Source organism: Bradyrhizobium archetypum (genome assembly GCF_013114835.1).
Lineage (GTDB): Bacteria > Pseudomonadota > Alphaproteobacteria > Rhizobiales > Xanthobacteraceae > Bradyrhizobium > Bradyrhizobium archetypum.
Genome location: NZ_JAAVLW010000001.1, coordinates 42870 through 58141, shown reverse-complemented (window position 1 = coordinate 58141; position 15272 = coordinate 42870). Strand labels below are relative to the sequence as shown.

Below are 15272 nucleotides of genomic sequence, written 5' to 3'. Positions count from 1 at the left end.
GAAAGTTCAGCGGAGAGAAATTCTCTCGCCGCCTTTAGATCGAAAACGGTGCGCACCAACTTCGGACGAACAGGTGAAAGCAATCGTTCCGGCTGGACGCAGGCTTACGTCGCTACAGCCGCGGCGCCCATCCTCCCGGCATCGTCGCGTCGGCCTTCGTCTGGCAGGCCGGCTCCGCAAAGAGCGGAAGCCGATGCACGCATCATTAGATTGGGAACCTCTGGAGCGTAACCCGGTATCGCATTGTCCAAAGCTGTTACGGGCTCCGCGTGTTCGCGGCGGCCACAGTTTTCGACGGTGCCGTCTCGGGCATCATCAGCATGGCGCAGAGCCCGGCCGCGGTAGCGACAAGCATGTACCAAGCAGGCGCCAGCGCGTTCCCAGTAACGTGGGTGAGCCAAGCGACGATCAGTTGAGCTGTGCCTCCGAAGGTCGCTATCGCAACAGCGTAGATCGTCGCGAAAGCGCCGCCGCGGATGCGCTTGGGCAAGGCTTCGGCCATACCGACATAGAAGGCGCTATACGGGATCGTTCCGATAAGGGTGAGCGCGCCGAGACCTCCGAGAAGCGCCATGGGGCTGCGGCTCTCTACGATCCAAAAGAATACCGGATAGGTCATCAGCAGCGCGGCGATCTGCGGCCATATCATGATGGGCCGGCGTCCCGCCCGATCTGCGAGCCAACCGCCCAAGAGTGCGGCAGCAATGCCTACTGCATTGCTGACGACCGTGGTCGCAAAGGCGAGAGGCGCGGCAACTTGCAGGGTGTTCAGTGCATAAGTCGTCATATATTCCGTGACATAGGTGATAATCGTGCAGCTGGCCAAAATGATCAATCCCAAGCTCATCATGCGGCGGCTGGCACGCAATTTCCTTGCGGGCTCGACGGCGAGGGCCGACGCTTCAGGTCGGTGCAGCGTTTCGGGTAGGGACCTGCGCAACCAAAGTCCGACCGGCAGCGTACAGGCACCGAGCAGAAACGCGATCCGCCATCCGTACGCATCCAGCGACTCGCTTGTCATGGTGAGGGAGAGTATTTCTCCGACCAGCGCTCCGGCCGTTGCAGCTATTTGTTGGCTGGCAGGCTGAAACGAGACAGCAAGGCCCCGGCGTCCGGCCGGGGCCGCTTCCATCAGATAGGCGGTCGTCGGACCGACTTCGCCTCCCAGGGCGAAGCCCTGCACCAAACGCGCGAAAATCACCAACAACGGAGCGGCGATCCCTATCGTATCGTACGAGGGCATCACAGCAATCACGAGTATCGCGACGCTCATCATGACAAAACTGGCGGTCATTGCGGGCCGGCGTCCGACTCGATCCGAGTACGAGCCGATCACAATGGCGCCGATGGGTCTGGTCACGAAACCCGCTCCGAAGGTCGCGAGCGACAGCATCAGGCTGGCGAACTGATCCTTCGCCGGGAAGAACGCGTGACCAATCTGGATGGCGAAAAAGCTATAGGTCCCGAAATCGTAGAATTCGAGCATATTGCCGATCGTCGCGCCCAACACGGCATGGCTGGTCAAGCCTTCGTCTGCCGCAAGGAGGGTCGGCTTCGAACTTCGCCGAGTAAATTGTTTAGCCATGCACGCTTCGATCCGTCTCAAATGCGGTCCTAGAACATTCCGGCCGATGATGTGGAGCACCTTGCGCTCCGCATGAGCAATAAGCGGCTCACCATCTCAAAAGCTGGATCACTACGGCGCAGCCGTGAGCCTGAACGTCGCCCATTACAACCTTTGCCCCGTCCATGAAACCCCGCGGACAACGCCATCGATCGCGTTCGGCATCGCGGATCGGGTATCGGCGATCGATGATTTGTTTGGGGCGCAGTGCAACCAGATGGCTGCGCTTGAAAGGAGCCTTGTAACTTCAGAGCAGTGCCGGCAGCACATGTACCGCTTGAGCTCGTGAATCGGTGTTGTCTTTCGACGCCAGATTATGTCTGCAGGCCTGCGCCATATCGAGCCCGCACCAAGGGCAAGAGCCGCCTTCTCACGCTCCGCACCATTGCCTCTCGACCTTTTCGGCGTCAAAAGGCGCATTCGTGTAATCCCCAATTCGCGGCGATACCGTCTGGTCAAACACCGTGGCCGCTCATCTTGTCGTACCGCCGCCGCTGCAACGGCTTGCAAAAGAGCTCTGGGCCTTTCACAGCAATGTCTTCGATTATGCCCGAATGGCCTCTCCGCGAGTTCGATAAGAAGCATTTTGACGAGGTATTCACCAGAACCGCCTTCGAGACTAAGCATCCCGGAGCGCTCGTTTGAGCTCAGCGAACTGGTGGAAGATGACGAACAGCGCGATCATTCCGGCGCCCAGTTCAGCGATTGCCTGACTGGCCAACAGTCCGTTGAAGCCCCATATGAGCGGGAATAACATTACGGCCGGTATGAAGAGAAAGCCCTGCCTCGACAAGGACACAATCGCACTGAGGCGTGCTCTCCCGAACGACTGAAGCATCGTCGTCACGAAACTCTGAATACCGAAAAGTCCAAAAAAGAGATGGAAGACCACGCAGGCCGAGACGGCTATTTCGGTGACCTTTTCGCTATCGCTGAACAGGCTGACCAAGGGCCGGACAAAACTCACAACGGCCGCAGAATACGCAACGGAAAGAGCCACAGTCATGGAGAGTATGAACTTCGCAGCCTTTAATACCCGAGCAAAGTCGCGCGCGCCCCAACCGAACCCCAGGACAGCTTGAGACCCTGTACAGAAGCCGGTGATAAGCAGTGCTCCGATCGTCAAGATTCGTACAGCTATTCCCACCGCCGCGATGGAATTGTCGCCGAACGGCGCAGCAGCCCCGTACAAAAGCATAACAGCAACAGCAGATAGAACACTGGTCAGGGTCGCCGGCGCCCCTATGAAAGCTAGCTGTCTGATGCGATCGGCTCGCAACGAGATGTGAGATATCCTAATGAGGACTATTCCGCGAAGCTTCATATAATACGCGATATAGAGGCTAATAGCAGCGATCTGAGATACCAGCGTTGCGAGGGCTGCGCCTCGCACACCGAGGTCCAGTAGGAATATGAAGACGGGATCAAGCACAGCATTGAGTATGAAGGAGGTAATCATTGTCCACATGCTGAATCGTGTATTGCCTTCGGCTCTGACGATGAAGCCGTTGACGATGTTTAGAAGCATCAGGGTGTACCCGAACAAAAGCGTCGCCGCGTAGTCGAGCGCCACGGGCATGATGGTTGGAGTGGCCCCGAGCGTTACGAAGATCCCTCGCAGATTTAGAAGAAGAGCGACGGTAAGAAAGATACCGATCGGAGCGGCGAGCGCGAGTGCAGTACTCGCGCCTCGACTCGCCTCCAGATACTCGCCGGCGCCAAGATGACGAGATACGAACGACGCTGTTCCAACACCGATCCCCTGTCCGACTGCCGCGAGCAGGAACACGATCGGCAAGGTCATGCTGACAGCTGCGATCGCCTGCGCGCCGAGTGCGCCAACAAAGATCGCGTTGACGACCTCCTGTAACGCGTTGATCGATAAGCCAACAACAGACGGAATGGCGAGCCGCAGGATAAGGCGCACGAGAGTGGAGTCCGAGAGATCGATGTGCTGCCGTTTATTTGGCAAGATATCGCTATCGCTCTCGACGGCGAATTCAGCATCCGGCTCATTCATGGATGAAAGTGTCGCGAGCTCTTCCGAATTCGCTGATCGTCTGCAACAGCTCCTGTTGCAACACCGTGCAAAGGTTGCGGGTCACCTCATAACCGACCTCGGTTGGATCATACTTGGTTTCGATCTGGAGATGGCCGGCTTGATATCCGACATCGAACCAGAAGAGGTGAATCGCGGCCGCTTCATCCATGTCTTCGCCGATCCAAAGTGGAGAAGGTTCCTTGCCTAAGAGACGGCGTGGAAAATGGCGCTGCAAACCAGCTCGATAGTTCAATCCAATTCGGGGGAGGGGCAGGCGATCGATCCGGCTCCGCACGGCCGGATCTCGGTTTAGGAACTTCATGGCCCGTAAGCCTATTCCCCTGCGCGGCAGGGCATTGCGCTGGCGGTATACTGAACGAGCACGATCGCGACGGGGCTCCGTTCCGTTGAGACTCAAGGGAAGCGGAACGAGCTCGCTGATATGGCCGATGATCTGAGATGGATCGAGATCGTCAAACAACCGACCTCGACTTGAGGTAAGGCTATCAATCCAGAGCGAATAGTTGCCGAAAACGCGTCCAAAGGCGCCAGATATGGCGGCAAGAAACACATCAACGTCCTGACAATGCGCCAATCTGGCTGTGATATTGAGCAGATCAGCTGTCGCTTCTTTGTCAATCTCGAGATGGTATTTGGCCTGACCCTCCCAAAGCGGTCGGCAATTTGCTTCATCCACGCGACCTTCAAGGCGTGCATAGTGAAGCTCTCTTGCGGTCACTTTCGAAAAGCTCGTGCCGCCCGATGGAGTGTCGCTGATATGAAAATTGAACTGAGGATAGTCAATGCTCTCCCAGAATTTGAGTTCGGCTGGCGCTTCGCAGTTGGCGTAGCGCTCAAGGCGCTTCAACCATGGAGAGAGCATTTGTATGTTCTCAGGACCACTCACGGCGTGGCCTGAGGCAAGGGCGTCGTACGCCGCATCCAATGCTTCCAAAAACAGTCGATAGCCTATCCCGTCCGCTACAAAATGATGCATCAGGACCAGCAGATAGTAATCGCCGCCTTCCGATGTGCGGAACACGGTGACGTTAACAAGAGGCGTCTGGCCGTCAAACCGAAACATATGTTGACGTCTTGCTGAGACGCTCTCGATTGCCTTACGCTGCTGTAGGCCGGGCATTCCGACAAGATCGATCTCCTCCACGAGGCGTTCGGCCACGGAAGGTCCGATTGTCAGACGTAGACCATCGTCTGTTCGGGCAATACGGAGTCTGAGGCCTTCGTGCCTATCCATGACACGGGCAAGGGCGCGCTCCAGGATTCGGATATTGAGGACGCCGCCGGGCAAGAAGAACAGATCGCCGATATTGAAATGCTCATCGAAGCCGACAAGACGGTTCCAAGATGAGATTGCGGGGATAACCGGCAATGAGGCATCTGCGAAAGGGAAGGTATGGAGTGTAACCGCCGCTCCGTCTGCCGCCAATTCCCTGATGGTCGGTGTTCGATAGATTTGGTCGACAGTAAGATTCAGTCCGGCTTTGCGCGCCAGCGTGACGCAGCGCACGCCCAGAAGAGAGTCTCCGCCGATATCAAAGAAGCTCTGATCGATTCCGACCCACTTGGCGCGTAATAGATCTTGCCAGATTCCAGCAAGAATACGCTCCTTCCTGGTGCTGGGCTCAGCAGATGGAACAGGCCCGACCCCGCGGTAAGGAACGGACGACAGGCGAGCACGATCTATCTTTCCGCTCGCCGTAAGAGGGATAGTATCAACCAAACGGAAGTCGGCGGGAATCATGTAGGACGGCAATGTGTGGCGCAGGTGAGTGACAATATCTCCAGAGCTGAGACCATCGCGAGCCGGAACCAAGGTAGCAGCCAAGCGACGATGGTCATCCGCGCCTTCTGCGACGACCGCGGCTTTTGCGATTGCCGGATGAGACTCAAGGACCGTTTCGATCTCCTCCAGCTCGATGCGAAAGCCCCGTATTTTGACCTGGTTGTCCGATCGGCCGCAAATCTCGAGAAGGCCGCTGGTTGAGATGCGTGCGATATCGCCACTACGATAAAGAACGCTGTATTGTCCGTCATCATACGGATTCGGCACGAAACAGCGGTTGGTCCGATCTTGATCCCGCCAGTATCCAGCGCTCACGCAGCGTCCCGCGATGCAGAGTTCACCGGCGGCACCGACAGGGACTCTCTTCAACTGTGCATCGAGCACGTAGAGTTTGACGTTATCGATTGGGCGCCCAATGGGGACGAGCGGCGAGCCGTCGTAGGCATGCGATATTTCGTAAACCGCTGCATTGGATGCACATTCCGTAGCACCATAGAAGTTCCACAACGGCACGTCCGGGAAATATGCACGCCAGCGAACCGGGAGCCAGGAAGGCATCGGTTCGGCGCTGCTTGTGACCAACCGCAAGGCGGTTGGTCGCGCATGCCGTTCTTGGGAAGCAATAAGGCCGGACAGGAGTGGCGGCGAGGCAAATAAGTGTGTCACGCGACGTCTCGCCAACATGCACAACAACAGATCTGGATCCAGCAACTGCTCTTGGGTCAAGATCAGCGTGGGTACACCTCTCAGAAGCCCCCCAAAGTACTCCCATGCCGACGCAACAAGTGATGCGGACTTCTGGACAACCATCACGTCGGTACTGTCGAAAGGAAAGCGTCGCCACATCCAGTTCAGTCGATTGAGAATTGCCAATTCCGGTATAAGAACCCCCTTCGCCTTCCCGGTTGAGGACGAGGTATATATGAGGCTCGCAATTCCCTGATCTGATGGTCTGTCGCTGCACTCGAACTCGTGCGCGGGCACGCCGCACCCTTCAAGGTTCAACAGACAAATCGACGGCACGTCAAAACCAGGATCAGAGGTATTTGCGTGAACCAAAAGCTTTGCCTGACTATCTCGCAAGATATTTTCGATCCGATCACGCGGATAATCCGGCGATATAGGGACAACAATGGACTGCAAGGCTCGTGCCGCAAGAATAACAGCGGCCACGTCAGGCGACCGGTCGACCAGCATGGCGACCATATGGCCAGCCCCCACGCTAGAAGCCCGCAGTACCGACCTGATAGCTGTTACGCGCTCACGCAGCTGGTCGAATGTGATCTCACCGAAATCACCAAAATATGCCACCTGGCTGGGATTTGAGACGCTGATTTGCTCAAACGCTTCGATAAGCGGACATTCACTCTCATATGGCTGCGCCGAGCTATTCAGCGAGTCCAGCATAGTGACGTCTGACGCGCTGAGGAAGCTCAGATCCTTGATAGGCGCAAGCGGCTTCTCAACGCAGGCTGCAATTAGACAGCGCAGATTGTCGGCCATGCGGAGAATCAGATCGCTGGAAAATATGTCTTCCGCATACGCGAGCTGGAGGGCAATTTCATCGTCCTGATCTTGTGCATACAAGGTCAGATCGAATTTTACATAGCCGGTCTCATATTCGCGGAATGTCAGATCCAACTCATGCTGGCCAAGTGGCTCCGCGGCCTCGGAGTACATGTTGAACATGACCTGGAAGATCGGTGATCGTCCCGCTTCGCGATGCAGCCGGGTATCTCTTACCATCCAGCCGAACGGATACGCCGAATTTGCGATGGCATCGCTGACCAGGCCCTGGACGCGCAAGGCATGAACCGCAAAGGACTCGCCGACATCGATCGCGGTGCGGATTGGCAGCATATTCAGGAAAAAGCCAACGATTTCGGCGCTGCCAGGTTGATCCCGTACGACGTGCGGTATGCCAACGATAATATCGTCCTGACCGCTATACGTGCGCAGCAGCAGCTTGAAGCATGCGAGGAGTGTTGTCGAAGTGGTGCAGCTATGTCGGCGCGCAAACTCACGTACCTGATTGGAGAGCTTGCTGCCAAGCAGAACCGGATGCGAAGCGCCGCGGTAAGAATTTGTCTGCGGCCGCGCTCGTCCCGTTCCAATCGAAAGCACCGGCGGATCATCACCAATTTGACGACGCCAATAGCTACGTTGGTTGGCCAGCGCCTCTGCAGTAACGTGTTGTGTTTCCCAGGCCGCGTAGGTCGAGAGTGAGGCGCGGTTCTCTGGCAAAAACGCCGCGGCATCAACGTACCTTTGTCGAAGGTCCCTAAGCAGAACAGAGATCGACCAGGCATCGATGATAATTTCGTGAGCAGTGATCAATATGAGATGGTTGTCGGGACCAAAACGGATCATGCGCGCGCGAAACAGATGGCCTTGGCTGAGATCAAAGCTGCCGTTCAGCTCTGTTCGCCGTAACTCTGCGATCAGCTCCTCAGCTTCCTGCGCCGTGAGATGAGATGCATCAGTCAATTCAAGACTTGCGTCTTGCGGAGCATCAAAGAGCTGAACCGGACCGTCCTCGTCGATAAAGCATGCCGAAAGTGCCTGATGGGAGTGAACGACATCGGTCCAGGCGCGATTGAACGCCGCCAGATCGATCATGCCCCTTACCCGCAGGCCGCCTTGAATGATGTAGTTCCTGGCAGACGGATCGAGCTGCCAGAGAAACCAAAGGTGCTCCTGAACTCGCGTCAGAGGCGATCGCATGAGCTTTCCGTGCGTCGGGGCTGTGCACGGTTTGGAGTCGACTCGGGCCGAGATCGAAGCCGCAAGAGATCGGATCGTTCCATTCAGGACCAGCCTGAAATCCGTTCTCACTCCGAGCTTGGTCTTCAACTGGCCCAATATGAGCATTGCCCGGAGCGAGTCTCCGCCGAGGCTCATGAACTGGTCATTCACGCCAATGTTCTCAATACGCAGAACGCCGCACCAAATTTGACACAGCTGGGCTTCGAGCTCTGTTTGCGGCTCCTCGAATGGCGTCGACATTGGAGGGCGAACACTGGTCGGGTCCGGCAATGCTGCAAAATCGACCTTTCCGTTTCTGGTCAGTGGAATACCGCCGACGTGGATGATCCTTTCTGGGAGCATGTAGGTGGGAAGCGCTTCGGCAAGAAAGTTCTGAAGCTCGCCTTCCGTTACTTCAGCCGGAGCTGACACATACGCAATGAGTCGTCTTGATCCAGTGTCCCCCTCGGCCCTGGTTATATCTCTCGCCATAAGCTTTACGCCTGCGCAGACGGAGGCAACCGCGACGGCGCCACGTACCAAATGATGAGCGGCGAGGCGGGCCTCGATTTCTCCCAGCTCAATTCTGTGCCCGCGGATTTTGACCTGACGGTCCCGTCGACCAAGACATTCCAAAAGGCCATCGGAACGAACGCGCCCGAGATCACCTGTCCTGTATAGGCGCTGGAACGACGGGTTGTTTGAGAACGGGTTTGGCCCAAAGGCATCCTTGGTGCGAACATCATCATTGATGTAACCAGCGGCGACACCAACGCCGCTAACACAGATTTCGCCGACCTCTCCCGTGTTGCACAGCCTCGGTCCGTCGGCGACATAAACCACAACGTTAGAAATCTGTTTGCCGATCGGCACATAAGGGTCAGCCAGCGCAGGCGCCACGGAAACCAGATGATGCGTAACGCCGTCCGCGCACTCGGTCGGCCCGTAGTGGTTGAGAATGGGGACCCGGGGATACAAGGCCAGCCACGCACGCGCCAGTCCGGGTGTTAGAGGTTCTCCGACCGTTGAAATAATCCGCAAACTGTCCAGAGCTCGCTCAGCCGCCGCAAGCGACTGCAGATATTCAACAAATATTGCAAGCATCGACGGAACGAATTGAACAACCGTCACGCCGTATCCCTGAATTGCATTTTGAAGGAATACTGGCGATTTCAGTGTCGCATCATCAATGATCGCGATCGAGGCTCCGACGCAAAGCCCTGCCAGAAGCTGCCACAGCGAGATGTCAAAGCAGTGCGATGCCGTCTGCGCGATGCAATCCGTCCGACTGAGGGTGAGGGCATCAATCTTTGCCACCAAATGATTGTTTAGGGCTGCGCGCTCGATCATTGCGCCTTTAGGCTTGCCCGTCGAACCCGACGTAAACAGAATGTAGGCGAGTCCATCCTCGCGCGATGGTGGTACAACAGGCGAAGTCTGGCCCTCGCGCAGCGCCGCCTCTATCGCTATGAATTGCGTCGTGCCTTTGCTGCTCGCCTGCAATTTGCTGAGCGAATCTGGCTGGTCTGGGCCAATAATCAGAGCGCAGCGACTCTGCTCGATCATGAATGATGTACGCGACGCCGGTAACGATGGATCGAGCGGCAGGTACGTTGCTCCAGCCCTCAGAATTGCAACTACCGCCGTCGCCCAGTCGAGGTCCCGCTCACCCCAATAGCCAACGACGATGCCGTTAGCGCCCCGCTCTCGTAACGTCCTTGCGAGGGCATCCGACCTTAATCGCAGCGCTTTGTAGGTGAGTTCGTCCGCGCCGTACCTCAGCGCAACCCTCTCCGGATCCGATCTTGCAAGGTGATCGATCGCCGTGATCGGGTCGATCGGTTGCAGTTCCACAAGCTGATTTTTGCTTGATCGATTTTCCGTAGGCATACGCGTCTCGCCATTCGTCGCCTTCTGCGACCCTTAAATCAGAACACCAAGGATCCTGATTGAGCGTGTGCAATGCGTAGCCACCCTGGTTCTGCCAGTCATACTGTGCCGTTTTGTCCGTTTCTTAGCTTCTCGTCCTTCGTTCACACCGTTTCCGCGATGATCGGCAGGGGAACACGGCCGGACGCTAGGGCCTCAAGTCGGCGTTGGCATCTACCAGATCTTGTAGTAGACACGCGGGTAGTCTGCATGGCATCCGCAACCAAGCGCGCCCAGAGACTCGCTCCGGCTTGTGAGTTCTTTCATTTGTAGGCGCCTGCACAATGATTTGGTGCGCTCCTCCTGAAAGCGGGGACTTGGCGCTCGCCGCGCTACAGGTCGCCCGCGGCGACCAAGCGGTAACGTCGATTGTGCAAGAACCAACACAGAGGCGTGTTACCGTTTTCCACGAGGCCGGCGTTGTTCGCATAGACGCTGAAGGGCAGTCGTTGCGCGCTCAAGCGTTTTGACGCTCTTGGCCATAACGAGATAGCTATGGGCGGCTTGCCGAGTCGTGGGCGTGCAGAACCATCCCACCGCGGGGTCCTTGGTCTGCTGATGTTCGCAAGTCGTCTACCTTGGTGCACACGAAAACGCGCTCACAAACGTTTGCTGTGAACGGCAGGCGACGTCCAGTCGACCCGAAAGGGGCGTACCGATACGGCTTTGCGAACCGGAATGGAATTGCGGATGGCGCCTTCTTAGTCTGAGACGCATGCTCGGAAACTCCCTCCTAGAGCAGAACCGATAAGAATAGTGTTGTGGCAAAGCTACTCAGCACTACGGCGAAGCCGGAGCCGGCCTGTTATTATCACGCGGTATTCGTGGTAAGCTGGAAGACACCGATGATGAGCCTTTCCTACGCGTGCCGCGTTGCGTGATTGATCGCTCGTTATGAGTCTTCCCAACCAGCCGAACTTCGATAACGCGCGGCGTAGCCGGTGCGCTCCCTGTGCGGGTAGACGGGTCCAGCGTCCAGGCCGGCTCCGCTCGTCGGTAATATCTATTGGCTTTCACCGTTTCTGAGCCTCGATAGGTGAGATCGAAAGCCTGCCCAGGCGAATAAGAATCTCCTGCTACTGCTGCAGCGAGGAAGGCGGTTTCCTGCTGCGCAGCATACTGTCGGACGCTACAGCGCGATTGTCAGCTTCAAGACCATTGTCCACAACCTGACGCATGCACCCGGTACGAAGTAACTGTAGCCCCCTAAATTTCCAAGCGGCACGGTGCTTGCTTCAGTCGCGGTGCCATCACTGATGCCAGCTTGAAGCGCTCGGTTGTGGATCGGGAAAGCGCCGCGGAGTGTTTGATGCGATCTGGAGTTCGTTTTTGGGGAGCGACAACGATTGCGCTGGTCGCAAGCGGTGCAGCCAATTCGGCGCACCTTGAGCCAGCAGTACAACTGCCACTGGCCCTGTTGAGCTGGTCCGGAGGATATATTGGCGGGAACGTCGGCGTTGGTTTCGGCCAAAAATCCTTCAGTAATCCCTACGGTCCGTCAGTCTACGGCGGCGTCCTCGATACTCCTGTGTTCCTGGCAGGCGGCCAGATCGGCTACAACCGGCAGAAGAATAGCTGGGTGTTTGGCGTAAAACTCAATCCCAGCGGTGCTATCTCCAACGGCACAAATACCTGCCTCGCGGCCTCCGGCACAGTGCTGAGCGCAAACTGCAAGGCAAGTCCAAACGTCTTGTCCCCGGGGCCGGTCGCCTCGGTTACGCTTTTGGCGCGCAGGGCCACACACTGGCCTACCTCAAGCGAGGCGTGGCTTGGCAAAACAATCAAGGCGCCGTCATCAATAACAACGAGTTTGGCCAATGTCGGCGACGGCGCGCTCGACTTCTACAAGGCGCTCGACGAGGTCTTTCCCGGCACACGCCACCAGCGATGCTGGATGCACAAGACTGTGAACGTCCTGGACAAGGTCCACTCTCTGTGCAGACCACTATGAAGAAGGATTTGCGCGAGGTCTATGGGGCGAGAACCGAGCGTCCGCCGAAGCGGCGATCGACGTTTTCGCCGAGAAGTATTGGGCCAAGAACGGCCGGGCGATCGAATGCCTGGTCAAGGATCGCGATGCACTGCTGGCCTTCTACGAGTTTCTTGCCGAACATTGGGATCACTTGCGCTCCACCACCGATCTCATCGAGAGCGTGTTCGCCCCGGGGCGATACAGGGTGGTGCGGACGAAAGGCTCCTTGTCGCCAACCACCGCCAGGCCGATGGCGTTCAAGCTGGTGATCGCGCATCAAGGACTTGGCGGCAGCTCAACGACATAAATCAGTCGCCGAAGGTCGTCGCAGTTGTCAGATTTAACGACGGCATTTGAGGGCATCCAAGCGCCGGCAAATCAAGCGCCTGATCACCTCGTCACTAAATCCAGAATAGCTCAGCTTGCTGGACCGAAATTCAATGGAGATTTCTTAATGACTATTGATAACGAGAAGGAAGCCCCACCGGCTCTGTCCAGCGGTGCGACGCATATGCTCATCGAGCTATGGGGAGCGAAGAACCTCGACGATCCGGCCATTGCGGAAGACGCAATCCGAAAAGCCATCAGTGCGGCGAGGGCGACATTACTCCACCTTCACGTTCATAAGTTTTGTCCGGGCCACGGCGTCTCCGCAATCGCCTTGTTGGCTGAATCGCACATTACCTTGCATACTTGGCCTGAGAGGTCCTACGCGGCCGCTGATGTTTTCGTATGTGGCAACAGCGATCCTGCGAGCGCCGTGCCAGTTCTAGTTGAGGCGTTTCAGCCCGAACAGTCTGACGTCCGCAGCTTCCGGAGAGGTGTGTCGATCGAGCCGACGCGTTGAAGCAGATGGTCGATCTTCTGGAATAGCCGGTCATGTTTCCGACCGCCCCGGGTGGGTCTATCGAGCTCACTGCCGCAATCGAAAAACATCTTGAGCTAACCTCTAGCATGAAAGCTTCACCGCGAGGCTTTCGGGTGTGAAAGCTTCACGCAACTCGTTTATGATAACATCTTTGGTGCTCATGGCGGCGGCGGACATAATTTGGCATCCGCTTTCCGTCAATGGCGTAGTCGAAGGAGAGGTATTCGCAATGTTAGGACTTGAAGCGTTTAGTATTGCGTAGTCAAAGTCAGCCATGCCGATCGATTCATCAAAATTCTTCGACTCCATTCGCATCAAGCCTACCAAGGGGAGTGCGAAGCGCAAGGCGCAGGCGGGTCAGGAGGCCGTCCCCTGCGAATGGTCGGGCTGCCAGAACAAGGGCTCGCACCGCGTGCGGAAGGGGCGCGAGAACGCGCGCGAGTACTGGCACTTCTGTCTCTACCATGTCCGTGAGTACAACCGGTCCTACAATTTCTTCCAGGGCATGAATCCGGAAGCGGTTGCGCGCTACCAGAAGGATGCGCTGACCGGCCATCGCCCGAACTGGAAGATGGGCGACGCCAACACCAGCGCCAAGCGCGGCAAGGGCAACGTCGAGGAAGACCTCGGCGGCGCCGCCGATCCCTTCAACGTGTTTGCCGAACTCAGCGGCCGCGCTGGCTGGCGGCCTGGCCCCGGCGCGCAGGGCAAGCGCGAGACCCGCGAGCGCAAGGCGCTGCAGGTGATGGGGCTCACCGCCGAAGCCACGCTCGAGGACGTCAAGGCCAAGTACAAGGCGCTGGTGAAGCAGCACCATCCCGACGCCAATGGCGGCGACCGCTCCACCGAAGACCGCCTGATCGAGATCATCAAGGCGTACAACTATCTGAAGACCGTGATGCGCGAGGCGTAGCGCCCCGCGCGTCTCTCACTCGTTGGACGTTGCGGGGCATCCCGCAGATCGGTCGAACCCTAAATCTGGAGCAGGCCTTTTCCCCCGATTTAGATTAATGAAAGTTGTCGTAGTCGGGGCGAAGCTGAGCAATGTTACCTATTGGCTCATGGGGTCGTGTGCCCTAGTCGAACCTAAGGCATGCCGGAGTCGCAGCTTCTGCAGGTGCGACATCGCGCATGAAGGCAACAGCCAGTCCGACGCCGATGAGGCCAATCAGGATGGACCCTACAGCAAGGGATGTGACCCCGCTGATTTCGACGAGGATGCCGCCGAGAAAAGCGCCGATGGCGATTCCTGCGAAGGTGGTCGAGCTGTTCATTGCCAGAACGAGCTTCGACCTGTCCCCGGCCAGACCGAGAAGCCGGTGCTGGATCGGAACCAGATACATATAGCTCACGTTGCCCCAAAGAAAAGCGATGAGCACGGTTAAGGCACCATGGTGCCCGAATGCAACCAAACCTACGAGAAGGATTAGTTGTGCGCCGACCGCCGCAATAAGGACTTTGTAGGGGCCGAAACGATCGGTTAGAAAGCCGCACGCTGCGTTTCCCGTCACAGCTCCAAAACCGTACGCAAAGAGCGCGGCTGAGAGCAGCGGCACTCCGGTAAGCAGAGAACCGGTGATGAAGACGCTCACATAGGAGTAAACGATGAACTCGGAGACAACCACAAATAGCGTAACCGAAAGAATCCCGTAGACGACCTTGGAGAAGTCTTTCGAAGCCGGGCCGTTTCCGCGCTCTGGCGCCTTGGCAGAGACACCGGACATTATAGGGGCGAAAATCAGCAATGCGAGAAGCCCGGCAACGACGACAAAACCGAAGGCGAAACGCCAGCCGATGGCATCCGCGATCCAGCTGGTCGCCGGAACACCCGCAACCTGTGAAACGGTCATGCCACCGAAGATGAGGGACAATGCCAACCCTTTGCGAGCGGGCGGCAGGAGCTCGGCCGCCAGTGCGGTGGCCGCCGGGGTGAACATCGCTGCGCCGTAGGCCGAAATGACGCGAGCTGCAGCGAGGGTTAGAACGTTCGGAGCGATTGCGCAGATCAGGTTGCCGACGATGAAGATTGAAACGGATAGGATCTGGACATTGCGGCGGCTTACGGCCTTGAACATCCAGGCATTCAGCGGCGCGAAAACGGCGTAGCAGAGTGCGTAGATCGAGATGATCCAGCCCGCCGCACCGGTTGAAATCTTGAGGTCACGAGAAATCACTTCGAGTGCCCCGATGACGACAAACGTATCTAGGCCAATCGCGAACGCAGCGATGGTCAGAGCGGCAAGGATCAGTTTCGTTCGCGTATCAGGAGGGGATAAGCTCATGACGGTG

The 15272-nt window shown here is 57.3% G+C and carries 6 protein-coding genes and 1 pseudogene; 3 read left to right on the top strand and 4 right to left on the bottom strand.

What is annotated here, in order from left to right; genetic code table 11:
- Window positions 1–256: 256 nt before the first annotated feature.
- The 3 genes from HCN50_RS00210 to HCN50_RS00200 all read right to left on the bottom strand — a co-directional run bounded on the left by HCN50_RS00210 (window position 257) and on the right by HCN50_RS00200 (window position 10104).
- Window positions 257–1585 carry an MFS transporter gene (locus tag HCN50_RS00210; RefSeq protein WP_171707654.1) on the bottom strand — a complete coding sequence of 443 codons (1329 nt, stop codon included), beginning with the start codon at window positions 1583–1585 and terminating at the stop codon, window positions 257–259.
- A gap of 658 nt (window positions 1586–2243) precedes the next feature.
- A complete protein-coding gene (locus HCN50_RS00205; protein WP_171707653.1) occupies window positions 2244–3644 on the bottom strand; it encodes an MATE family efflux transporter in 1401 nt (466 codons plus the stop codon).
- The gene (locus HCN50_RS00200) at window positions 3637–10104 is read right to left on the bottom strand and encodes a non-ribosomal peptide synthetase (RefSeq protein WP_171707652.1); all 6468 of its coding nucleotides are present in this window, start codon (window positions 10102–10104) and stop codon (window positions 3637–3639) included. Before HCN50_RS00200 ends, HCN50_RS00205 begins: the two co-directional genes overlap by 8 nt.
- 1858 nt (window positions 10105–11962) lie before the next feature.
- Here HCN50_RS00200 and HCN50_RS00190 point away from each other — a divergent pair.
- The 3 genes and pseudogenes from HCN50_RS00190 to HCN50_RS00180 all read left to right on the top strand — a co-directional run.
- Window positions 11963–12466: pseudogene (locus HCN50_RS00190) on the top strand (transposase); the annotation flags it as partial.
- A gap of 103 nt (window positions 12467–12569) precedes the next feature.
- Window positions 12570–12962: an adenosylmethionine decarboxylase gene (gene speD / locus HCN50_RS00185; RefSeq protein WP_171707651.1), complete on the top strand. Its 393-nt coding sequence runs from the start codon at window positions 12570–12572 to the stop codon at window positions 12960–12962.
- Between the two features lie 295 nt (window positions 12963–13257).
- The gene (locus HCN50_RS00180) at window positions 13258–13896 is read left to right on the top strand and encodes a J domain-containing protein (protein ID WP_171707650.1); all 639 of its coding nucleotides are present in this window, start codon (window positions 13258–13260) and stop codon (window positions 13894–13896) included.
- A 163-nt stretch (window positions 13897–14059) separates the two neighbouring features.
- On the opposite strand, the gene HCN50_RS00175 is transcribed toward HCN50_RS00180, so the two are convergent.
- The gene (locus HCN50_RS00175; RefSeq protein ID WP_171707649.1) at window positions 14060–15265 is read right to left on the bottom strand and encodes an MFS transporter; all 1206 of its coding nucleotides are present in this window, start codon (window positions 15263–15265) and stop codon (window positions 14060–14062) included.
- Window positions 15266–15272: the final 7 nt, after the last annotated feature.